This is a genomic window from Xylanibacter sp., from assembly GCF_057607445.1.
On record NZ_DBLZAX010000004.1, the window covers coordinates 150,032 to 172,461 of the forward strand.

Consider the following 22,430-nt stretch of genomic DNA (forward strand, 5'->3'; position numbering starts at 1 on the left):
CCAGGCAATGATATGCAGCAACAAGACCCAATAACAGCGGAACATACAGCAAAAAGCTAACCGACATGACATGATTGTTGAGAAATAATGCAGAAATGTGATGCAAACATTTGAATATAAGCCAAATAAAGCTTATATTTGTTTTGTTAACTGCAAAACGACGGATATATCATGAACAACGCAAAAGGCATAATACAGGATGAAGTATATTTTATAACAACAACCGTTGTCAACTGGATAGACATCTTCACACGGCCAAAGTATAAGCATATAGTGTTGGAGTCGCTAGACTATTGCCGGCAGCACAAGGGACTGATAATTTATGCATGGGTGCTGATGAGTAACCATCTGCACGCAATAGTGCGCAGTGAATCGGACGAGAGCGTGGCCGACATCATGCGCGACTTTAAAAAACATACAAGCAAACGGATAATAGCCGAACTGCAAGACGACATGCAGGAGAGCCGCAGGGAATGGATGCTAAGTCAGTTTGGCTTTGCAGCCGCAAACGACACGAAGACATCTAAATACCGTTTCTGGCAAGACGGCTACCACCCGGAACAGATAGCAACGCCTTACTTCTTTAAGCAAAAGCTGAGATACATACACGACAATCCGGTAAGACAGGAATATGTAAGCCGTCCGGCCGATTATCTCTACAGTTCGGCCATAGACTATGACGGCGGCACTGGCTTGCTGAGCGTTGAAGTGTTGGCTGTGTGAATAAACTGAACATCAGCCTCAATTTTTTTAGTAGTTAAAGTAGTTAAAGGAGTTAAAGTAGTTAAAGTCAAATGCATTGTTGCTTAAAAACGGATATGCAGAAACAAAGCTAATTTTTAGTAGTTAAAGTAGTTATAGAAGTTAAAGTAGTTAAAGTCAAATGCATTGTTGCTTAAAAACGGACATGCAGCAACAAAGCTAATGTGCCGGCTGATTTGCAATTGTCGTGCAAGCGAGAGCAGAAGCAAATTATATTTGGTTATGCCGAGCGCAGCTGACAATCAATAAAATTAATCTGCCGGAATATAATATAAGGATTTTTTTAATCCGCTTGCTTCCTATTGCTGATTTATAGGTATGTTTTTCGGATCGCAGATCCTGATATTCGATACAGCCGGATAGCATATCCGACAGAACATTACTCTTGTGGCTCCCAGGCAACGAGGCTTACAAGCAACGATATATACCAACAAGACTAATGTGCCGGCAGATTTGCACGTGTTGTTGAGCGCAGCGAAAAATCTGCCGGAATTGAGTATAAGGATTTTTCAATCCGATTGCTTCCTATTTCTGATTTATAGGTGTGTTTTTCGGATCGCAGATCCTTATATTTTATGCTGTCGGATAGCATATCCGACAGAACAATAGCCTTGCTGTTTCTTTACAATTCTGTACCAACAAGACTAATGTGCCGGCTGATTTGCAATTGTCGTGCAAGCGAGAGCAGAAGCAAATTATATTTGGTTATGCCGAGCGCAGCCGACAATCAATAAAATTAATCTGCCGGAATTGAGTATAAGGATTTTTTAATCCGCTTGCTTCCTATTGCTGATTTATAGGTGTGTTTTTCGGATCGCAGATCCTTATATTTTATGCTGTCGGATAGCATATCCGACAGAACAATAGCCTTGCTGTTTCTTTACAATTCTGTACCAACAAGACTAATGTGCCGGCTGATTTGCAATTGTCGTGCAAGCGAGAGCAGAAGCAAATTATATTTGGTTATGCCGAGCGCAGCCGACAATCAATAAAATTAATCTGCCGGAATTGAGTATAAGGATTTTCAATCCGCTTGCTTCCTATTGCTGATTTATAGGTATGTTCCGCTATGCTGCCGGCGCTTTATTGTAAAAAAAGCATTTGGCTTTAACTCCTTTAACTACTCTAACTTCTTTAACTCCTTAATAAATAACTCCTAATAAATATCCTTTTGCCGTTTCGTCAGAAAATCTTATCTTTGCAACAGACAACACGGTGCGGGTATGGATAGTTGTTGCAGAGACGCTGGCGCCGTGTTATTAGGATAAAGTATAAACAAGTATCAGATTATGAAGATTTTTGCCGTAGGAATGAACTATATCCAGCACAATAAAGAGCTGGATGGAACGTTATATAAACCGGAAGAGCCTGTGATATTTACAAAGGCCGACTCAGCTCTGCTAAAAGACAGCAAGCCGTTTTTCCTGCCCGACGAGCTCGGACGCATCGACTATGAGACAGAGCTGGTGGTGCGCATCTGCCGCCTGGGCAAGAGCATACCGCAGCGCTTCGCCCACAGATACTACGACGCCGTAACCGTGGGCATCGACTTCACCGCCCGCGACCTGCAGAACAAGCTGCGCGCCGAAGGCAAGCCGTGGGATTTGTGCAAGGGCTTCGACGGCTCGGCTGCAATAGGCGAATGGGTGAGCATAGAGAAGTTTCGCGACATACAGGCAATACATTTCCGCCTCGACATCAACGGCAACACCGTTCAGGAAGGCTGCTCGAGCGACATGCTCTTCAAGGTAGACGAGATAATAGCCTACATAAGTCAATGGTTCACGCTGAAGACCGGCGACATCCTTTATACGGGCACTCCGGCCGGAGTGGGCCCCGTTCATATTGATGACCACCTTACGGGCTGGCTTGAAGACCGCAAGGTATTGGAGTTTAACGTTAAATGACAAAGAGAAAAATATTATTGTCGGTTATCGCGCTGCTCTGCTGCTGCAACATCATGGGCAGCAGTGTGCAGAAGTTTTTTAACCTCACTGCCGACGAGGTTAAGATAGACAGCGTGCTGCCGCGCTTTGCCTGTTCGCTGCCGCTCGGCGGCGCATGGGCCGACTCTGTATATACGGTAAAGATTGAATATCCCGAATTTTACGAGATGAGCAGCGGCGACGTAGAGCGCTGCCTGAAGATTGCCGGCGACAACATGCCCGAAATGCCGGAGCTGGAGGTCAACGTGGTTACGGAGCGCAAGCGCGGACGCATCGAGGTGTCGTTTGTGCCGGTGGTAAAGCGCGGGGGCAAGTGGCAGAAGCTGGTGAGCTTTATGATAGACGTTGAGGCTAAGCCTAAGAACGCTGCCCTCAGGACAGCCTCGAGAGCCGAAGCCGTAAGTCCTGCCGGCCGCTATGCCGCCAAGTCGGTGCTGGCCGAAGGCCGCTGGGCAAAGATACGCGTGCCCTCTACGGGCATATATCAGATAACCGACGCGCTGATACGCCGCGCCGGATTCAGCGACATGAGCCGCGTAAAGGTGTATGGCTACGGCGGCGCGCTGCAGAATGAAAGTCTCGAAGCAGACGACCTGATAAAGTATGACGACCTGAAGGAGGTGCCCACATGCTATGTTGACGGCCGCAGGCTGTTCCATGCGCAGGGACCGGTGTCGTGGAGCAGCAACACAACAACCACGCGCACCCGCAATCCTTACTCCGACTACGGCTACTACTTCCTTACCGAGAGCGACGGCGAGCCGCTCACCGTTGACAGCACAGCCTTTGTAGACTCGTTCTATCCCTCTGCCGACGACTATCACTTCCTGCACGAGATAGACAATTATGCATGGTATCAGGGCGGACGCAACCTTTATGAGAACACGCCGATAAGCGCAGGAACGTCGAAGACATATATCCTGGAGAACTCTTCGCCGTGTCAGGGCATACGTAAGGTCTATGCCAGCGTCACCGCAGGACAGGCCACCACGGTGCAGATAAAGATTAACGGGTCAGACACGCGCACGTTCAGCATGACATTCGGCGAATATGACCACGGCAAGTCGGTCAACATGACCTACAGCAATGCCTACGCGTCGCCGTCGGACACGGTAACGATAACCACCGTATCGGGCGGTCCGGCAAGGCTCGACTATATCAGCGTAACGCAGGACGAGCCGCGCCCGTGCCCCACGTTGAGCGGACGTGAGTTCAGCGTGCCCGAATATGTGTATAACATAACCAACCAGAACCATCATGCCGACGAGGCTGCCGACATGATAATCATAGTGCCCACCTCTGCCGCTCTTACGGCTCAGGCGCAGCGCATAAAGGAACTGCACGAGGAGAAAGACGGCATGAGAGTGCGCATAGTGCCGGCCGACGAACTGTATAACGAATTTTCGAGCGGTACGCCCGACGCCAACGCATACCGCCGCTATCTGAAGATGCTCTACGACCGCGCCGAGACAGAGGCCGACATGCCGTCGCACCTGCTGCTGTTTGGCGACTGCGTGTGGGACAACCGCATGAACACGCAAGAGTGTTCGAGTCTCAGTCAGGACGATTTCCTGCTGTGTAATGAGAGCGAAAACTCATTCAGCGCCACCGACTGCTACGTTGACGACGGATTCTTCTGCCTGTTAGACGACGGCGAGGGCGGCAATCCGAAGACCGACAAGCTCGACATGGCTGTGGGGCGCTTCCCCGTGCGCACCGCAGAAGAAGCAAAGATAATGGTTGACAAGACCATAAGCTACGCCGAGAACAAAAATGCCGGCAGCTGGCAGAACGTGATGATGTTTATGGGCGACGACGGCAACAACAACCAGCACATGAGCGATGCCGACGAAATGGCAAAGGTGGTTGAGGGCATCAATCCCGCCATTCAGGTAAAGCGCGTCATGTGGGACGCATACACCTGCGTAACGACGTCTACCGGAAACACATATCCCGACGTGACCAAGATAATAAAGCAGCAGCAAAGCGCCGGCGCGCTGATAATGAACTACAGCGGACACGGACGTGCCGACCAGATATCGCATGAGCGTGTGCTCACGCTGACCGACTTTTCCGGCTTCAGCAACGCCAACCTGCCGCTGTGGATAACGGCGTCGTGCGACATCATGCCCTTCGACTCGCAGCAGCAGAACATCGGCGAGACGGCGGTGCTCAACAGCAACGGCGGTGCGGTGGCATTCTACGGAACAACGAGAACGGTGTGGGTAGACCGCAACAGGGCTATCAACCGTGCCTATCTTAAGGCCCTGCTCACCCCGCAGAACGGCACCTATGTCACTATAGGCGAGGCGCAGCGCCTGGCCAAGAACGACCTTATAGAGTCTGGTGCCGACAAGACGGAGAACAAGCTGCAATATTCGCTGCTGGGCGACCCCGCCCTGAAGCTCAACCTGCCGCAGATGAGAGTGGTGGTAGACAGCATCAACGGCGTGCCCCTGGCTTCTGCCGAGACTCTGCCTCAGCTCAAGGCAGGCTCCGTGGCCACAGTGAAAGGACACATAGAGGGAGCGTCGGGCAGCATAGACGAGGCCTTCAGAGGCGTGGCCACGCTGACCGTGAGAGACGCCGAGAAGCTCGTTGTGTGCAAGCTTAACAACACGTCGAGCGAGGGAGCAAGCACTCCGTTTGAATATTACGACCGCTCAAACACCCTGTTCAACGGCACCGACAGCGTGAGGGCAGGCAAGTTCAGCATGTCGTTTGCCGTGGGCAAGGACATCGACTACAGCGACGAGAGCGGACTGATAAACGTGTTTGCAATAAACGGCGACACGGGCGATGCCGTGAATGGCTACAGCGAAGACTTCATCGTGGGCGGAACAGGCTCGCTCGACAACGACGGCATAGGCCCGTCTGTCTACTGCTATCTTAACTCTCCGACCTTTGTCAACGGCGGCAACGTAAATCCAACGCCTTATTTCGTGGCCGAGATAACCGACAAGGACGGAATAAACACCACGGGCAGCGGCATAGGCCACGACCTTATGCTGACCATAGACGGCGATGCCGACAAGACATACGTGCTGAACGACAACTTCAGCTACGACTTCGGCAGCTACACCAGCGGCTCGACATACTACAGCATACCGGAGCTTGAGCCGGGCATGCACACGCTCAGGTTTAAGGCATGGGACATAATGAACAACCTGACCACCACCGAACTTACGTTCAACGTGGTCAGCGGTCTGCGCCCCGGTCTGATAGACATCAACTGCACGGCCAACCCCGCCAGAACGTCGACAACGTTTATCATCAACCACGACCGCGCCGGAAGCAACCTTGACGTGGAGATTGAGGTGTTCGACATGAGCGGCCGTCCTCTGTGGAAACACAAGGAGAGCGGTGTGTCGGCAAACAACAACTATACCGTAGACTGGGACCTGACGGGCAGCAACGGCGGCAAGCTGCAGACGGGCGTCTATATCTACCGCGTGAAGATTGGCGGCAGCGGCAGCGACATGGTGTCGAAGGCAAAGAAGTTGATTATCATATCGCGCTGACACGGCAGCCGCACCGGTGACGCGCCATGTCTGACACTGCATGGCGGCAGCCGGAACAATAAGGCATAGCGGCGCTAAATGTGGCATTAATGACCGCACTACACAATAAAATGAGAGAAAAGCGGTTATTATATCAAGGCGCATGTCGCTTCTGCGCATGACAAAAGTTTTTTAGTTGCATAATCATTACAGAAAAAGAAATAAAGACAAAGAATGAAGAATAGTCAAAGAATATTGTTGACATTGATGCTTGCTGTGGCCTCGGCCGGAGCCTTTGCTCAGGACAAGCTGGACATGTTTAATCCGGTTAACACCTCAGTAACTTCACAGATGATAGCCCCCGACGCACGTGCCGCCGGTATGGGTGATGTCGGTGTGGCTACCGACCCTGATGTCAACTCGCAATATTGGAACCCTGCCAAGTATCCTTTCTGTATAAGCCGTGCAGGAGTGTCGCTCAACTATACGCCGTGGCTGCGTCAGCTCGTAAGCGACATGGACCTTGCTTATCTGTCAGGATATTACCGCATTGGCGACTACAGTGCCGTGTCGGCATCGTTGAGATATTTCTCGCTGGGTGAGGTTATGACCAACTATGACAGCACGACAGGCGAGAGCAACGGCATGACGATTAACCCTTATGAAATGTCGTTCGACGTGGCTTACTCGCTTATGCTGAGCGAGAAGTTCTCTTTGGCTGCTGCCGTAAGATGGATCTACTCAGACCTTACATACGACTACACGGACGATACGTCGCCTGGTAGTGCGTTTGCAGCCGACATTGCCTGCTACTATAACGACTATATAAACATTGGTGCGCGCGAGTGTCAGCTCGGCATCGGACTCAACATAAGCAACATCGGTAGTAAGATTACGTTCGGAGGCGATGACAACAGCGAGTTTATACCGACGAACATGCGTCTTGGTCTTGCCCTGATGGTGCCCATCGACGAGTTTAACAGATTCACCATAGCTGCAGATGCCAACAAGCTCCTTGTGCCTACATATCCTAAGCAGGAGGAAGGCGAGTCGACAGAAGACTATCAGCAGCGCGTTCAGAAAGAATATTACGACGTGTCGAGCATATCGGGTATATTCAAGAGCTTCGGTGATGCTCCCGGCGGATTCAAGGAAGAGCTGCAGGAGATAAACTGGAGTGTAGGTGCTGAGTATGTGTATAACGACAAGTTTACGCTGAGAGCCGGTTATCACCATGAGTCGGAGAACAAGGGTAACCGTAAATACTTCACCGTAGGTGCCGGTTTCCGCATGAGCGCCTTCTCGCTCGACTGCGGTTATGTAATCGCAACGGCAAAGAGCAACCCGCTCGACCAGACACTGCGTTTCACTCTCGGATTCGACATGGACGGCATAAAGGACCTGTTCCGCAGATAAACCGAAGGGAGCAGGAAAAACAAGAAGTCGCATGAGCCCGAAATAACGCGCCCATGCGACTTCTTGTTTTACATTATCATATTGAATAGCAAAACAGAACTAAAATAAACGATTATGAAGATTAGAACCGGATTTGGATTTGACGTTCACAGACTTGTTGAGGGCCGTGACCTGTGGCTCGGAGGAATAAAGATAGAGCACAGCATGGGACTGCTGGGACACAGCGATGCCGACGTGCTTATACATGCTATATGCGACGCACTGCTCGGTGCTGCCAATATGCGTGATATAGGCTATCATTTTCCTGATACATCGGCCGACACACTCAATATAGACAGCAAGGTGCTGCTGCGCAAGACCGTTGAACTTATTGCCGGCAAAGGATATGTGGTAGGCAACATCGACGCCACAGTGTGTGCCGAGCGCCCTAAGATCAATCCGCATGTGCCGGCCATAAAGGCATGCCTTGCAGAAGTTATAGGCACCGACGAGGACAACATATCCATAAAGGCTACTACAACCGAGAAACTTGGATTTACGGGTCGTGAAGAGGGCATAAGCGCTTATGCCGTGGTGCTGATAGAACGCAAGGACGACTGATCATAGCAAATCTGTTATTGGAATTCGGTCAGTAGTTCGGCTGCATTGAATATAAGGATCTTTGATCCGCAACTCTTACCTATAATAAATTATACATAGGAAGCATTTGGATTGAAATTTCGGCAGCATTGAATATAAGAATTGTAGAGAAACAGCAAGGCTAATGTTCTGTCGGATCTGCGATCCGACAGCATCGAATATCAGGATCTTTGATCCGCAACTCCTACCTATAAATCTGCAATAGGAAGCAATCGGATTGAAAAATTAGCTTCGCTGACCGTTGGTTCTTATATTTTATTCCGGCAAATTAATTTTATTGATTGTCGGCTGCGCTCGGCATAACCAAATATAATTTGCTTCTGCTCTCGTTTGCACGATAATTGTAAATCAACCGGCACATCTGGTAAGAGATGCCCGAAGGGCTATATTTCAGTAACCGTGGGTGGCACACCCACGGATGCATAAACATGGGAAATCACCCGAAGTGGTGATACTTGTTATAAAAAACACTCACTTAGAAAACATGTTTTAAAGTAGCACCTCTTCGGGTGCATGCTTATCTTAGCAGAACAACCGGGCGTGGCTTCGCTGAGCTTCGCCACACCCGGTTACAAAAGTGTAGCCCTACGGGCTGTCTGAATTTGTGCGCTATTGTTTATGTCGTAGTCTCTTTTTGCTGCACATCACGTAGCACAAAAAACGCCTATATAAAGCAAGGATACGGACTGAAAGCATGAATGTACAGAATAGATAAAAACGGTCTAATGACTGACTGAAGCTATGCCTGTTTGGAACTTTTGTGAGTATAAAAAACACGCTGCAACTTTCAGCAAGCTGCAGCGTATTAAAAATATGTTTAACTAAAAAACCTTTTTCGATTCGAAAGGGAACCTCACGGCCTCCTTTGTCATCCTAAATAATCATGAAAACTTTACCTTAAACTAATACTATTTACTAACCTAAACAATTTATTAACCTTTTGATGCTGCAAAGATACGGCGAAAAACGTTATCTGTCAATACTTGTACGTGTCTTTTTGCAATCAAAGACGCTTTTCTTGACGCAAATCAATAAATTGTGTGCGATAACAGCATATAAACAGCCGTTAAATTTGGTAGAATAAGTATTTTATTTTAATTTTGTGTTTGCAATAAAAAACATAAACATTTTGAACAATGCGGGTGCTAATCGTAAATACAAGCGAGAAGACCGGAGGCGCCGCCGTGGCTGCCAACCGGCTAATGGAGGCTCTTAACAATAATGGCGTTAAGGCTAAGATGCTGGTGCGCGACAAGGAGACTTCGGACATCACGGTGGTGGAGCTGCCTAAAGGTATATGGCAGCGTTGGAACTTCCTGTGGGAGCGATGGTGCATTTTCTGTCACATGCACTTTTCACGGAAGCATCTCTTTGAGGTTGACATAGCAAATGCCGGCACGGACATAACTCGCATGCGCGAGTTTAAGGAAGCCGACGTGATACATCTGAGCTGGATAAACCAGGGCATGCTCTCGATAAAGGATATACGCAAGATTATCGACAGCGGAAAGCCTGTAGTGTGGACAATGCACGACTTCTGGCCGGCTACGGGTATATGTCACTACACCCGCAAATGTAACTATTATAAGACCACGGGATGTCATAACTGTCAGTATCTGCCCGGCGGAGGCTCTGCCAACGACCTCTCGGCAAAGATATGGAGGCGCAAGGCCAAGGTGTGGTCGTCGCGCAACATATTCTTTGTTACGTGCAGCAAATGGCTGTGTTCAGCCGTGCGCGGCAGCAGGCTGCTGACGGGAAAGCAGGTGGTCAGCATACCTAACCCAATAGATACGCGCGAATATAAGCCGGCTGACAAGCGCGAGGCACGCATGCGTCTGTCGCTGCCTATTGACAGACGTCTTATTCTGGTCGTATCACAGCGCATAACAGACAAGCGCAAGGGTATGGACTATATGGTGCGTGCCTGCGAGATTATGGCAGAGCGTTGCCCTGAGATGAAGGAAAACACGAGCATAGTTATCCTTGGAGGCCACTCGGAAGACTATGCCGACAAGCTGGCTTTTCCGGTGTGTCCGCTCGGCTATGTCAGCGACCAACGGAAGATTATAGATGTGTATAACGCGGCCGACTTGTTTGTGCTGCCTTCGCTTGAAGATAACCTGCCTAACACTATAATGGAGGCTATGGCCTGCGGCGTGCCGTGCGTAGGATTTAAGTCGGGCGGCATCCCGGAGATGATAGATCACCGCAAGAATGGGTATGTGGCTGAATACAAGAGTGCCGAAGATCTGGCAGAAGGCATGCGATGGGTGCTCTCTGAAGCCGACTATGACGAGCTGAGCGACAATGCGGTGAAAAAGGTTTCAATAAGCTATTCGCAGCAGAGCGTGGCGATGAAGTATATCGAGGTTTATAACCAGGCCAGGGCTTACAGGCATTACAGATTATGATAAAGTTTACGATTGTAACAATTACGTATAATGCGGCCGATGTGTTTATGCGCACGGCTGACAGCGTTGCGAGGCAGACTTATGCGGCAGTGGAGCATCTTATTATAGACGGGGCTTCGTCTGACGGCACGCAGAATTTGGCAGAAGAATATAAAAAGGCTTCAAATGCAGCCTGCAACGGCCATGAGGTGAGGATAGTTTCCGAACCTGACAAGGGACTGTATGACGCCATGAACAAAGGGCGCCGGCTGGCTACGGGCGATTATGTGTGTTTCCTCAATGCCGGAGACTTCTTCCCGTCGGCCGATACGTTGGATGTTATTGCTGCCAACGCACGTCTTGAAGAGTGCAGCAGCGAAGGAAAACCGCTGCCGGGAGTGTTGTATGGCGACACCGACTGGGTGGATAATGACGGCAACTATATGAGCCGGCGCAGGCTTACACCGCCAGAAAAACTCACGTGGCGCTCTTTCCGTCATGGTATGCTTGTGTGCCATCAGGCTTTTTATGCGCGCACTGATTTGGCGCAGAAGGTTCCTTACGACTTGCGTTATCGTTTTTCGGCAGATGTTGACTGGTGTATAAAAATTATGAAAGAAGCAGAGAAAGAGTCGCTGCCACTGGTGAACGTTCATGCCACCATTGCCGACTATCAGCGTGAGGGGCAGTCGACAAAGAACCACAGGGCCTCGCTTCTTGAACGTTTTGATGTTATGAGCCGTCATTACGGACTTTTTACCACTATCGTCATGCATGCCTGGTTTGTCATACGTGCGGTGATAAAAAAATAAGAATCAGAAATATCAGTTATAAATTACGCCCAAATCGGTCATGCTGATTTGGGCGTATTGTTGTTTTATATAGAAAGTATAGCCTTCTTATATCGGAAGTGCTGCCGTCTGCTTTTTCGCAGGCATTGCGGCTGTATCAGGAAAATGCAGATTCAGACAGGCGACAAAAACAGGTATGTCTGGCAAAAAACATAAACCCCAGTCGGTCATTAGACCGCACATAGCTTTATCAATTTTGTGTATTCATGCTTTCAGCCTGCCTGATGACCGATTGGAATAAAAAAAGCGGTTGCCAGCATAATGCTGACAGCCGCTTGACATTTATAGACATTAACAATTATGAGTATCTTAAGATCTGTCCGGGACGTATGCGCATCTTCTTTGTTATGTGGTTAAGCTTGCAGAGCTCCTCGATAGTTGTGTTGCGCTTCTTTGCGATGCTCGACAGAGTCTCTCCGCGTTTAACCTTATGATAGCGTATGTCGCCGCTGTCGTTGTTTCTGCTTCTCTTGTCAGACGATGAACTGTTCTCTGCTGATGCATATTCGTTGTCGTCTTTTCCTCTTTCCTTGTTTGCAAGTCTTGAGTCGTTGTCGTAAGTGTCGCGGCGGAACATATATGTATCGCCTGTTACGTCCTGGTTCTTGAAGTCGAACATGAGTGCCGGGTTGAGGGCTACGCCGCAGAGACGTGTCTCAAAGTGGAGGTGAGAACCTGTGCTTCGTCCTGTGTTTCCGCCAAGTCCGATGGGCTCTCCGGCTTTTACCGTCTGGTTTTCTTCAACCAGGTGTTTAGACATGTGTCCGTATATAGTCTCAAGTCCGTTATAGTGGCGTATAACCACATAGTTGCCATATCCGTTGGCTTCGTATCTTACTATTCTTACTTTTCCGCTGAATGCGGCACGTATTGTGTCGCCGATATAAACCTTCACATCGATACCTTTGTGCATGCGGCCCCAGCGACGTCCGAAGTTAGACGTTATGACTTTGCTTGTCGTAGGCATGCAGAAGTGCTTGAGGTTAATAGGAAAAGAATCGGGAAGGGTTGTGGCGCGGTGAGCATATTTGTTGCTCCATTCCTTGTAAAGCTGTGCCGAAGGGGAGCCGGTCTGTTCTCTCTGTATTATGTTTTTAAGGGCTAAAGTGTCAACCGCCTTCATCTTTCTGTCGATAGGTGCCTGGCGGGCCAGCAGGTCCTGGGCTGATGCCGTTACTGCCGTAAGGGTAAATAATGCCGTAAATGCTAATGTCTTTATTGTTCTTTTTATTAAATACATAATTTATTGTTCTTGGTTAAGATAAAAGTGCGGAGGCTGCCGCGGGCGATAGTCAGAAAAAAATCAACAGATAAAAATTTTCCGGCCTATCATAAAAACCTTTGCAAAGATAATAAAAAAGTGTGATAGTTGTTTTCCGGTTTAACAACTTTATGGACACTTTAACAAACTGGCATGCAAGGTGTCCCTAATTTAACTAATACTAACTGGTTGATATTCATATTGTTAGCATTTTAGTTAAAATATCTATGAAATGGCAGACCAGTTTATGTTTGTTTTGCGCAGTGAGTCAAGCCTTTTCCATAGCATGGCATATTCCTGCTTCTGACACATGGGGTCTTTGTCAATTATTTTCTGTGCCTCGTCGCGTGCCAGCTGCACCAGCTGACCGTCGCGCGCAATGTCGGCTATCTTGAGGTCGAAGGCCATTCCGCTTTGCTGTGTGCCTTCAAGGTCTCCGGGGCCACGCAGCTTCAGGTCGGCTTCTGCAATCCTGAATCCGTCGTTGGTGTCGCACATTATGTCTATTCGCTTGCGTGTCTCTTCGCTTAACTTGCGCTTGCTTACAAGTATGCAGTATGACTGGTCGGCTCCTCGTCCTACACGGCCGCGCAGCTGATGCAGCTGTGACAGGCCGAAGCGTTCGGCGTTGAGTATTACCATCACTGATGCATTCGGCACGTTTACGCCTACCTCAATTACGGTGGTGGCCACGAGTATCTGGGTCTCGCCGGACACAAAGTGCTTCATCTCCTCTTCTTTTTCAGCCGGCTTCATCTTGCCGTGAACCTTGCTCAGCCTGAATTCGGGAAACGCTTCTTTGAGTCCTTCAAATCCGTCTTCAAGATTCTTGAGATCTATCTTCTCGCTTTCTTTTATCAGCGGGAACACGATATATACCTGACGCCCTTCGTTGATCTGTTTCCTTATTCCGTTATACAGGCTTGTTGTCTGGTCGTCATATTTATGTATTGTCACTACAGGCTTGCGTCCCGGCGGCAGTTCGTCTATGACGCTCACGTCCAGGTCGCCGTATATGGTCATTGCCAGCGTTCGCGGAATAGGCGTGGCTGTCATGACCAGCACGTGCGGCGGGTTGTCGCTCTTGTTCCATAGCCGTGCCCTCTGTGCCACTCCGAATCTGTGTTGCTCGTCTACGACTACAAAGCCGAGGCGTGCAAACTGCACGGTGTCTTCGATGACGGCATGGGTGCCCACCAGTATGTTTACGCTTCCGTTGGCCAGTCCTTCCAGCACGGCCTTGCGCCTCTTGCCTTTCACCATGCCGGTCAGCAGTTCTACGTTTACGTCCATTCCGCCGAGCATTCCCTGTATTGTGGCAAGGTGCTGTTCCGCCAGAATTTCTGTCGGTGCCATTATGCAGGCCTGAAAGCCGTTGTCGATGGCGATGAGCATGGACATCAGTGCCACGAGCGTCTTGCCGCTGCCCACGTCGCCCTGCAGCAGACGGTTCATCTGCTGTCCCGAGCCCATGTCTTTCCTTATTTCCTTAATGACACGTTTCTGTGCGCCTGTGAGCGGAAAAGGAAGGTTGTTGAAGTAAAAGTCGTTGAACGTCTTGCCTACACGGCTGAATATATAGCCGCGATATTTGCGCCTGTGGTCGCTGGCGTATCGCAGAATGTTGAGCTGAACATAGAAAAGCTCTTCGAACTTCAGACGGTAGCGGGCCTTGCTCATGTCGTCGGGCGTTTTGGGGTTGTGTATTTTTCTGAACGCCTCGTCCCTTGATATCATGTTCAGCGGCTTGGTTATGAAGTCGGGCAGGGTTTCCCTGAGCGGTTCTTTCATGTTGTCGAGCATGCTTTTTATGAGCTTTTCGATGGCTCTCGACGTCATGCCCGTCTTCTTCATGTTTTCCGTAGTTACATAATACGGCTGCAGTCCCATCTGTGATAGCTGCATTTCTGATGCCGGATCAATGTCGGGATGTGCAAACTGGTAGCGCCCGTTGAACACGGTAGGTCTGCCGAATATTATGTAGTCGGTAGAAAGTTTATAGTGGCTGATGATGTATTTTGCTCCCGAAAACCACACGATGTCTGCCACTCCGGTTCCGTCTGACACATGTGCCACGACCCTTGTGCGGTGGAACCCCATCTCGAAAGTCTCAAAACTCAGTATTCTTGCACGTATCTGAACGAAGGGCATGTCGCCCGAAAGTTCATTTATGCGGTATATGCGGCTGCGGTCGACATATTTGTAGGGGTAATATTCAAGCAGTTCCTTATAGGTGCTGATGCCCAGTTCCTTACTGAGCAGAGTCTTGCGCCTTGGGCCTACGCCCGGAAGATACTGTATGTCCTGGTCTAATATGTCGAGCATTGTCGCGTTTTGAGAGATGTTTCAGATTAGATGAAAATATTATGTCAGCAAATTATCTACGCCAGCACCCTTGCTATAAGCAGGTCGAACGGAGTGGTTATCTTTATGTTCTCGCGGTTGCCCTCTATGAGCGTCGGACTTTGCCCGATGCTTTCTGCCACAGAGGCGTCGTCGGTGAAGTCCTCACGGTAGGGCTGCTTGTATGCCTCCTTCAGCAGCTGTATGTCAAAGGTCTGCGGCGTCTGGACAAGGCGATACTCCTGTCTTGGCACGGTGGTGCTCTTGTTTTCGGTGTTGAGATGTATCAGGGTCTCTACTACGGGCGTAACCGGCACCACGGCCTTGCGTGTTCTTGCTGTTTCATAGCAGTTGGATATCACCTCAATCGACGGGAACGGGCGCACACCGTCGTGTATGCCAACCACTCCTGTTTCGTCGTCGGGTATACATGCCAGTCCGTTTCTGACTGAGTGGAAGCGTGTCTCGCCTCCGTCTGCTATCTGATATTCAGCAGCGAAGTGATATTTCTTGCACAGTTCGTGCCAATATTCCTGTTGTTCCTTAGGCAGCACAAGTATTATTTTCAGCGTGGTGCTGTATTCTTTGAATCTTTTTATTGTGTGCATAAGGACAGGAAATCCGTTGACAGGCAAGAATTGCTTTGGTATGTCAGAGCCCATTCTCAATCCTTTGCCTCCGGCAACGATTACAACATAGTCCATAATATTCTTCTTGTGATTCTTCTTGTTTTGTCTTATTGTCAGTAAGTTTTCTATGTGTGTATGGGCGTGCTGCTGTGCCCATGCAGGCTATATCTTCAGATGCAGGCCAGATGTATGTGTTCCGCATCATGCATACACGCCGCCACGGGGGCTAATCCGTGCTTATATATTCATCAGCCCGAATACAAGTCTTGCTGCCGTATCCGGGCTGATGAGCCGGTTGTTGTTATTTCATCATGAGATGCTTGAACATCATGCCTTCGGCCACGCTGTCGGCTGTCTTATGGTCGGTAAGAGCCTCGAGCAGTGTGTAGGCATAGGGCAGGGTGGCTGCCGGACCTTCTCCGGTAGTGATGTTGCCGTCTACTGTGCACAGTTCGTGTGTGTATTCTGCTTCATCAAGATATTTCTCGAATCCGGGATAACATGTGGCACGCTTGCCCCTCAGCAGACCAATTCCGCCAAGCACCATAGGTGCGGCACATATTGCACCGATCATCTTGCCCTTGCGGTTCTGCTCTATGAGAGACTTCTTTACTCCAACATGCTCGTTGAGGTTGGTTGCTCCCGGCAGTCCGCCCGGCAGCATGAGCAGGTCGGCGTCGCTGAGGTCAGCCTCTTCAAACAGCAGGTCGGCAGTGATTTTCACTCCGTGTGCCGATTCAACTTCCTTTGCGCCTGTAACGCTCACGGTTTTAAACTCAACGCCTGCGCGGCGCATAATATCTAATGGTATGAGGGCTTCAATCTCTTCGAAGCCTGTAGCCAGGAATTCATAAACTTTAGCCATGTGGTTTTCTGAATTTTAAGGTTTAAACGTTTATTTGTATAATGATGGCATAGCCTTATTTCAGGCAAGCCAGATATCTCTTTATCGTGTCTTCAAGACCGAAATACAGCGCATCGCATATCAGTGCGTGCCCTATGCTGACTTCGTCGAGCCATGGAATGTTCTGATGGAAATAGGTCAGGTTCTGCAGACTGAGGTCGTGTCCTGCGTTGAGGCCAAGCCCCACTTCTCTTGCCACTTCTGCCGCCTCTACGAACGGCTTTATCGCCTCTTCGCGGTTGGCCTCATAGCCTGCTGCGTATGGCTCAGTGTAAAGCTCTATTCTGTCGGTGCCGCACATACGTGCCGCTTCAACCATCTTAGGCTCGGCATCGACGAATATCGACGTTCTGATGCCTGCCTCCTTAAACTGTCCTATCACGTCGGTCAGAAAGCCCTTGTTGGCCACTGTGTCCCATCCGTGGTTGCTCGTTATCTGGTTGTCAGCATCGGGCACAAGTGTTACCTGGGTGGGCTTCACCTCGAGCACCAGCTTAATATATTTGTCAATTGGGTTGCCCTCTATGTTAAACTCTGTTGTTATCAGTGGTTTGATGTCTCTTACGTCCTGGTATCTGATGTGTCTTTCGTCAGGACGTGGATGCACGGTGATGCCTTGCGCGCCAAACTTTTCACAATCAACGGCCACTTTCAGCACGTCGGGATTGTTGCCTCCGCGTGCGTTGCGTATTGTAGCCACCTTGTTGATGTTTACGCTTAATTTCGTCATTTTTTACAAATTTATTTAGTTAGCAGTATCTGTTATTCCGCAAAATGATGTAATTTTGCATATGACAAGCCTTGTGCAGGCGGCTTTCTGGCTGTTGTCATACGAGGCTTGTGACATCTTTGCAGATAAATTTATTCATTGGCAAAGTTACTAAATGTTTGTCATTTTTCTGCATCCTGTACTAAAAAAGAAATTTAAAAGCTTAAAATTATGGGGTCGCGCAAGTTTAAATTCGCACTATTTGGAAATATCTATCAGGCAAAGAAGTCGGCTAACATCCGGGATATAATGTCGTATCTCACGCGCCGCGGCGCTGAAGTGTGCGTTGAAAAACTTTTTTACGACTTTCTTGTAAGCACCGGACGACTGTCGCCTGGCTCCGTTGAAGTGTTTGAGGGAGGCAACTTCATGGCTGATTTCGTCATATCTATGGGCGGCGACGGCACGCTGTTGCGTGCGGCGGGGCTCGTAGGAAGCAAGAATATACCAATACTTGGAGTCAATATGGGCCGGCTCGGATTCCTGGCAGACATCGTGCCTACCGAAGCCGAGAGCGCGCTCGACTCGCTCTATCGCGGCGACTACACGCTGGAGAACCATTCGGTAATATGCGTTGAGGCCGACGGCAAGCCTCTGCCGGGTGTGAGCCATGCGCTCAACGACATAGCCGTGCTGAAGCGCGACAATGCCTCGATGATATCAATACGCACAAGCATCAACGGCGAGTATCTCGTTACATATCAGGCCGACGGACTCATAGTCAGCACTCCTACAGGCTCAACGGCCTATTCGCTGTCGAACGGCGGACCTATCATCGTGCCGCAGACGGGCATCCTGTGCCTTACGCCGGTGGCTCCGCACAGCCTGAACATCAGGCCGATGGTGATTTCAGACGACTCTGAAATAACTCTCACCGTGGAGAGCCGTAACCATAACTTCCTCATTGCCGTCGACGGACAGTCGGCAAAGTGCAGCGAGAAGACACGGCTCACCATACGCAAGGCACCATACAACATAAAAATCGTGAAGCGCAGCAGTCAGAAATACTTCTCCACCTTGCGCCAGAAGATGATGTGGGGAGCCGACACGCGCGGCTGACAACATCTCCGCACCAGTATGCTGACATCAGCCTCGCATTCCGGCGTGGTGTCTGCAGCATACCCGGAAGCACCTTTAGCAGAAGCTTATGAAGATAAAGAACCTGTTGAGAATACCCCAAAGCAAATATCCCGTCAAGGCTATTTTGCGCTGGTTGTGGCACGCTTGGCGCGGCAACCGGCTTCAGGCCGTGCTCAACGCCGCGCTCGGACTGCTCGGCGTGGCTGCCAGCTTGATGTCCGTGTGGGCTGTTCAGAATGCCATCGACGTGGCATCTCATGTCCGCAGCGGCTCGCTCTATGCGGCAGTGGCGCTTATGGGCGTGTTTGTGCTTTGCGACTTTGGCGTCAGCATAGCTTCGGTATGGGTGAGAAACATTCTCGGCATAAAGGCGCAGAACCGCATGCAGCAGCACATGCTCGACCGCATACTGCGCTCAGAGTGGCGCGGACGCGACAGCATGCACAGCGGCGACGTGCTCAACAGGCTTGAGCTTGACGTTAGGACTGTAGTGGAGTTTCTTACCGAAACCATGCCCAACACGCTTTCGGTGGTGGCTCTTTTTCTCGGCTCGTTTTTCTATCTGTTCTCGATGGACGCCATGCTGGCCGTTGTCATCGTGATAATGCTGCCTCTGTTTATGCTTGTCAGCAGGCTCTACGTGGGGCGCATGCGCAGTCTTACGCGCAACGTTCGCAACTGCGACAGCCGCGTGCAGAGCGTGCTGCAGGAAACCATACAGAACCGCATGCTCATAAAGACTCTTGAAAAGGATGACGCCATGGTGGAGCGGCTAGAGGCAACGCAGAGCGAACTGCGGCATAATGTGGTAAGGCGCACGGCCTTCTCGCTGTTTTCGAGCTTTGTCCTCAACTTCGGCTTTGCGGCAGGCTATCTTATCGCCTTTCTGTGGGGAGCCATAAGGATGTACGGACACACGCTGTCTTTCGGCGGCATGACGGCCTTTCTGCAGCTCGTGGCGCGCATACAAGGGCCGGCACGCAATCTGACAAAGCTTGTTCCTCAGTTTGTGTCGGTGCTCACGGCGGCAGAACGGCTCATGGAACTTGAGGAAAATCCGCTTGAGGAGCAGGGCGCCCCGCTGCATGTAGCTGCCGACGGTGGAGTGGGCGTGCGCTTTGAGAATGTAGCTTATGCCTATGCCGACGGCGAACGCGAGATAATGAATAACTTTTCGTTCGACTTCACTCCGGGCAGCTGTACTGCCGTGCTCGGCGAGACCGGCACCGGCAAGACCACTCTTGTGCGCATGATTCTTGCCCTGATACGCCCTGACTCGGGACGCGCCGTGATATACAACGGACGAGGCGAAAGCTACCAGTTGTCGTCGCTCACGCGCTGCAACTTTGTATATGTGCCGCAGGGCAACACGCTGCTGAGCGGCACCATTCGTGACAATCTGAGGCTTGGAAACCTTTCGGCCACTGACGATGATATGCTCAACGCCCTTCATCGTGCCTGTGCCGACTTTGTCAGCGAGCTGCCCGACGGGCTCGACACCGTATGCTCTGAGTCGGGCGGGGGACTGAGCGAAGGTCAGGCGCAGCGCATAGCCATAGCCCGGGCACTGCTGCGCGACGGCAGCGTGGTGCTCTTCGACGAGGCAACAAGCTCGCTCGACCCTGACACAGAACGCCGCCTGCTGGCCAATCTGCTGGCAGACAGACAGCGCACCATCATCTTTGTAACCCACCGCATGGCCGTGGTAGACTATTGCGACCGTGTGCTGCGCATGGAGCGGCTCTGACTCTTCGTGTCGTGCCTGCACATCTGCTCTCGTTCAGGCATGATGTTTGTAGTGAATTTTATTAACCAAAATAAATTTTAGCGTTATGAAAAAACTTATCTTTATGGCGGCTTTCGCCATCATGACTGTCCTTGGCGCTGCGGCTCAGGATGCCGACTCGCGCTATGCCACCGAACTGCTGAAGCCCGGAACTGAGGCTCCCGACTTCACTCTGAAGGACATCAACGGCACAGAACACACGCTGAGCCAGTTGCGCGGAAACTATGTCGTGCTCGACTTCTGGGCTTCGTGGTGTCCCGACTGCCGAAAGGATGTGCCCATGCTGAAGGAACTTTATGCCAAATACGGCGAGCGCATCAAGTTTGTAAGTGTGTCGTTCGACGACAAAAAAGAAAATTGGAAAAACTATGTTGAGGCCAACGGCATGGACTGGCTCAACGTCAGCGAACTGAAGAAATGGAAGGAAACCCAAATTTCGCAGATGTATAAAATCAAGTGGATTCCTGCCATGTATCTTATCGACCGCCAGGGCAAGATCATCCTGTCAACGGTTATGATAGAGAAAATGGCTGACAAGCTGAAAGAGCTTCACGAGCTTTAAACTGAACCGTTCATCATAATCCTGTTGGGTTATCGTTTTATACAGAGCGTCTTGCCGTCTGCTTTTTTTGCATGAATAGAGCTTATGCCATGGAAAGGCCGACGGCAAGACAAATAAATAATAAATCATAAATATTGCTGGAAAATTCATGGGATTTCGTATATTTGTTCCATGTCTAATATTTCGCATTTTAATATGAATAAGTCAGACGAATTTTTCATACCCGACAACGAGGTTAAATTTTCAGAGGAACTTGATTATAGCCGAGTGGATGAATGCATCCGTTCGGTCGAGGCATTTTCGCGAATATCTTATCAGAGTGTCTATATCATCGATTATTTCAAGCAGAATTTTTTGTATGTGTCACCCAATCCTATGTTTCTGTGTGGACAATCACAGGAGCGTGTGAGAGAGTTAGGCTACCGATTTTATCTCGATTATGTTCCGGAAAATGAGCTGTCATTGTTGTTGAGTATAAATAGAACAGGTTTTGCTTTCTACAATGATATCCCAGTTGAGGAACGCAAGGATTGGTATATCTCATACGACTTTCATATTCTCAACAAAGGACGAAAAATCCTTGTCAATCATAAGCTGACACCACTTAGACTCACTTCCGACGGTCGTGTATGGCTTGCATTATGCGTAGTGTCGGCGGCAACACATACCGATGCTGGACATATAGAGATGCACCATATAGGTACATCTGATTTCTTTGAGTATAATACCGTTTCTCGCAAATGGAAAAGAAAACAGATTCCTACGCTTACAGATGGAGAAAAATCTGTACTTACACTTTCCATGCAGGGATATACTATGGTGGAGATTGCAGATAAACTATGCTTGTCTCCCGACACGATAAAGAAATATCGACAACGCATATTTGAGAAACTTGATGTACGTAATATCTCTGAAGCCATAGCCGCGGCCACGAACAACAAACTAATCTAAGTTCCTGCAAAGGTAGAATTTTGGAAAATATTTTACTTTGCGATTAACGGCGATGTTGACAGCTATCCGTGCACAGACGTGCGCCGCTGTTTTCAGAGCAGCCTCACTTGTTTTGCCTTCTCTTATTGCCGAAAGGGCAGAATATAACCACTCGCATCCTTCTATATTCCAGAAAGCACAATAACCGGCCATATATTCAGCAACCCAAAAGCGCATATCACTTTTGTGATGTAATTCATTCTTGTCGTCAGGTTTTATTACAATTGCTCCTGCACCATATACAAAATCAAAAGGATATATTATAGGTATTGAAATGTTGTCCTTTAAACCGGAAATACAATCACCCACATACTCTATAATCATATCAACAGAGACAGTATCTGGATACCAGTCTGTTGATGAAATAATGGTAATTGACTTGAAACCGGATTTATACAATTCGGTCTTAATGTTGTTTGTAAAATCGGTAGATCCAGCAATCACAATCCTATAGTCTGAAATAAGGCGTATTTCTTCATTTGTCATATTCTTTATTATTTTTGAGGTGCAAAATTATGTCTATCTTCGACGATATGCCATACCTAAAAGTGTATTTTTTTACCAATAAACACATTTGTATACTTTTGGGTATTGCAAAG

At 49.3% G+C, this 22,430-nt stretch carries 17 protein-coding genes; 11 read left to right on the forward strand and 6 right to left on the reverse strand.

The annotated features are described in order from the left end of the window. Nucleotides 1–171 precede the first annotated feature (171 nt). The 7 genes from ACZMIG_RS05090 (at nt 172) to ACZMIG_RS05120 (ending at nt 11,468) form a co-directional block, all read left to right on the forward strand. A complete protein-coding gene (locus tag ACZMIG_RS05090) occupies nt 172–723 on the forward strand; it encodes an REP-associated tyrosine transposase (RefSeq protein WP_125104953.1) in 552 nt (183 codons plus the stop codon). 1,328 nt (nt 724–2,051) lie between these two features. Further along, nucleotides 2,052–2,669: a fumarylacetoacetate hydrolase family protein gene (locus tag ACZMIG_RS05095; RefSeq protein WP_021855541.1), complete on the forward strand. Its 618-nt coding sequence runs from the start codon at nt 2,052–2,054 to the stop codon at nt 2,667–2,669. After that, nucleotides 2,666–6,229: a type IX secretion system sortase PorU gene (porU, locus tag ACZMIG_RS05100; protein ID WP_487889190.1), complete on the forward strand. Its 3,564-nt coding sequence runs from the start codon at nt 2,666–2,668 to the stop codon at nt 6,227–6,229. Before ACZMIG_RS05095 ends, porU begins: the two co-directional genes overlap by 4 nt. 213 nt (nt 6,230–6,442) lie before the next feature. Continuing rightward, on the forward strand, nt 6,443–7,624 hold the full coding sequence (porV, locus tag ACZMIG_RS05105; RefSeq protein ID WP_021855539.1) for a type IX secretion system outer membrane channel protein PorV: 1,182 nt from the start codon (nt 6,443–6,445) through the stop codon (nt 7,622–7,624). Between the two features lie 114 nt (nt 7,625–7,738). Further along, nucleotides 7,739–8,224, forward strand: coding sequence for a 2-C-methyl-D-erythritol 2,4-cyclodiphosphate synthase (gene ispF / locus ACZMIG_RS05110; RefSeq protein ID WP_021855538.1), 486 nt, complete (start codon nt 7,739–7,741; stop codon nt 8,222–8,224). 1,175 nt (nt 8,225–9,399) lie between these two features. Then, a complete protein-coding gene (locus ACZMIG_RS05115; protein WP_053399021.1) occupies nt 9,400–10,677 on the forward strand; it encodes a glycosyltransferase family 4 protein in 1,278 nt (425 codons plus the stop codon). After that, nucleotides 10,674–11,468: a glycosyltransferase family 2 protein gene (locus tag ACZMIG_RS05120; protein ID WP_487889191.1), complete on the forward strand. Its 795-nt coding sequence runs from the start codon at nt 10,674–10,676 to the stop codon at nt 11,466–11,468. Before ACZMIG_RS05115 ends, ACZMIG_RS05120 begins: the two co-directional genes overlap by 4 nt. 337 nt (nt 11,469–11,805) lie before the next feature. On the opposite strand, the gene ACZMIG_RS05125 is transcribed toward ACZMIG_RS05120, so the two are convergent. The 5 genes from ACZMIG_RS05125 to ACZMIG_RS05145 form a co-directional block, all read right to left on the reverse strand. Beyond that, nucleotides 11,806–12,747, reverse strand: a complete 942-nt coding sequence (locus tag ACZMIG_RS05125; RefSeq protein WP_487889192.1) for a peptidoglycan DD-metalloendopeptidase family protein — start codon at nt 12,745–12,747, stop codon at nt 11,806–11,808. 246 nt (nt 12,748–12,993) lie between these two features. Further along, complete coding sequence (recG, locus tag ACZMIG_RS05130; protein ID WP_288950678.1) at nt 12,994–15,093, reverse strand: ATP-dependent DNA helicase RecG; 2,100 nt, start codon at nt 15,091–15,093, stop codon at nt 12,994–12,996. A gap of 56 nt (nt 15,094–15,149) precedes the next feature. Further along, complete coding sequence (locus tag ACZMIG_RS05135; RefSeq protein ID WP_487889193.1) at nt 15,150–15,815, reverse strand: 2-C-methyl-D-erythritol 4-phosphate cytidylyltransferase; 666 nt, start codon at nt 15,813–15,815, stop codon at nt 15,150–15,152. 226 nt (nt 15,816–16,041) lie between these two features. Beyond that, nucleotides 16,042–16,605 (reverse strand): DJ-1 family glyoxalase III, encoded by a 564-nt coding sequence (locus tag ACZMIG_RS05140; protein WP_021855531.1) that lies wholly within the window; start codon nt 16,603–16,605, stop codon nt 16,042–16,044. Nucleotides 16,606–16,660: 55 nt separating this feature from the next. Next, nucleotides 16,661–17,374: a pyridoxine 5'-phosphate synthase gene (locus ACZMIG_RS05145; protein WP_125104947.1), complete on the reverse strand. Its 714-nt coding sequence runs from the start codon at nt 17,372–17,374 to the stop codon at nt 16,661–16,663. Nucleotides 17,375–17,584: 210 nt separating this feature from the next. Here ACZMIG_RS05145 and ACZMIG_RS05150 point away from each other — a divergent pair, with 210 nt between their 5' ends. From ACZMIG_RS05150 to ACZMIG_RS05165, 4 genes are all read left to right on the forward strand, one after another. Continuing rightward, complete coding sequence (locus ACZMIG_RS05150; protein WP_021855529.1) at nt 17,585–18,472, forward strand: NAD kinase; 888 nt, start codon at nt 17,585–17,587, stop codon at nt 18,470–18,472. Between the two features lie 88 nt (nt 18,473–18,560). After that, nucleotides 18,561–20,240, forward strand: coding sequence for an ABC transporter ATP-binding protein (locus tag ACZMIG_RS05155; RefSeq protein WP_487889194.1), 1,680 nt, complete (start codon nt 18,561–18,563; stop codon nt 20,238–20,240). 85 nt (nt 20,241–20,325) lie between these two features. Next, a complete protein-coding gene (locus ACZMIG_RS05160) occupies nt 20,326–20,841 on the forward strand; it encodes a TlpA family protein disulfide reductase (RefSeq protein WP_287602807.1) in 516 nt (171 codons plus the stop codon). Nucleotides 20,842–21,036: 195 nt separating this feature from the next. Beyond that, complete coding sequence (locus ACZMIG_RS05165; RefSeq protein ID WP_021855526.1) at nt 21,037–21,792, forward strand: helix-turn-helix transcriptional regulator; 756 nt, start codon at nt 21,037–21,039, stop codon at nt 21,790–21,792. Here the strand turns inward: ACZMIG_RS05165 and ACZMIG_RS05170 are convergent. Next, nucleotides 21,784–22,317: a hypothetical protein gene (locus tag ACZMIG_RS05170; RefSeq protein WP_021855525.1), complete on the reverse strand. Its 534-nt coding sequence runs from the start codon at nt 22,315–22,317 to the stop codon at nt 21,784–21,786. The two genes, ACZMIG_RS05165 and ACZMIG_RS05170, sit on opposite strands and share 9 nt — an antisense overlap. Between the last annotated feature and the right edge of the window lie 113 nt (nt 22,318–22,430).

Bases quoted from the DNA above. Each gene is read 5' to 3' on its own strand.
- ACZMIG_RS05145 (WP_125104947.1), bottom strand. From the start codon at position 17,374: ATGACGAAATTAAGCGTAAACATCAACAAGGTGGCTACAATACGCAAC.
- porV (WP_021855539.1), top strand. From the start codon at position 6,443: ATGAAGAATAGTCAAAGAATATTGTTGACATTGATGCTTGCTGTGGCC.
- ACZMIG_RS05115 (WP_053399021.1), top strand. From the start codon at position 9,400: ATGCGGGTGCTAATCGTAAATACAAGCGAGAAGACCGGAGGCGCCGCC.
- ACZMIG_RS05125 (WP_487889192.1), bottom strand. From the start codon at position 12,747: ATGTATTTAATAAAAAGAACAATAAAGACATTAGCATTTACGGCATTA.
- recG (WP_288950678.1), bottom strand. From the start codon at position 15,093: ATGCTCGACATATTAGACCAGGACATACAGTATCTTCCGGGCGTAGGC.
- ACZMIG_RS05155 (WP_487889194.1), top strand. From the start codon at position 18,561: ATGAAGATAAAGAACCTGTTGAGAATACCCCAAAGCAAATATCCCGTC.
- ACZMIG_RS05140 (WP_021855531.1), bottom strand. From the start codon at position 16,605: ATGGCTAAAGTTTATGAATTCCTGGCTACAGGCTTCGAAGAGATTGAA.
- ispF (WP_021855538.1), top strand. From the start codon at position 7,739: ATGAAGATTAGAACCGGATTTGGATTTGACGTTCACAGACTTGTTGAG.
- ACZMIG_RS05135 (WP_487889193.1), bottom strand. From the start codon at position 15,815: ATGGACTATGTTGTAATCGTTGCCGGAGGCAAAGGATTGAGAATGGGC.
- ACZMIG_RS05170 (WP_021855525.1), bottom strand. From the start codon at position 22,317: ATGACAAATGAAGAAATACGCCTTATTTCAGACTATAGGATTGTGATT.
- porU (WP_487889190.1), top strand. From the start codon at position 2,666: ATGACAAAGAGAAAAATATTATTGTCGGTTATCGCGCTGCTCTGCTGC.
- ACZMIG_RS05090 (WP_125104953.1), top strand. From the start codon at position 172: ATGAACAACGCAAAAGGCATAATACAGGATGAAGTATATTTTATAACA.
- ACZMIG_RS05095 (WP_021855541.1), top strand. From the start codon at position 2,052: ATGAAGATTTTTGCCGTAGGAATGAACTATATCCAGCACAATAAAGAG.
- ACZMIG_RS05120 (WP_487889191.1), top strand. From the start codon at position 10,674: ATGATAAAGTTTACGATTGTAACAATTACGTATAATGCGGCCGATGTG.
- ACZMIG_RS05165 (WP_021855526.1), top strand. From the start codon at position 21,037: ATGAATAAGTCAGACGAATTTTTCATACCCGACAACGAGGTTAAATTT.
- ACZMIG_RS05150 (WP_021855529.1), top strand. From the start codon at position 17,585: ATGGGGTCGCGCAAGTTTAAATTCGCACTATTTGGAAATATCTATCAG.
- ACZMIG_RS05160 (WP_287602807.1), top strand. From the start codon at position 20,326: ATGAAAAAACTTATCTTTATGGCGGCTTTCGCCATCATGACTGTCCTT.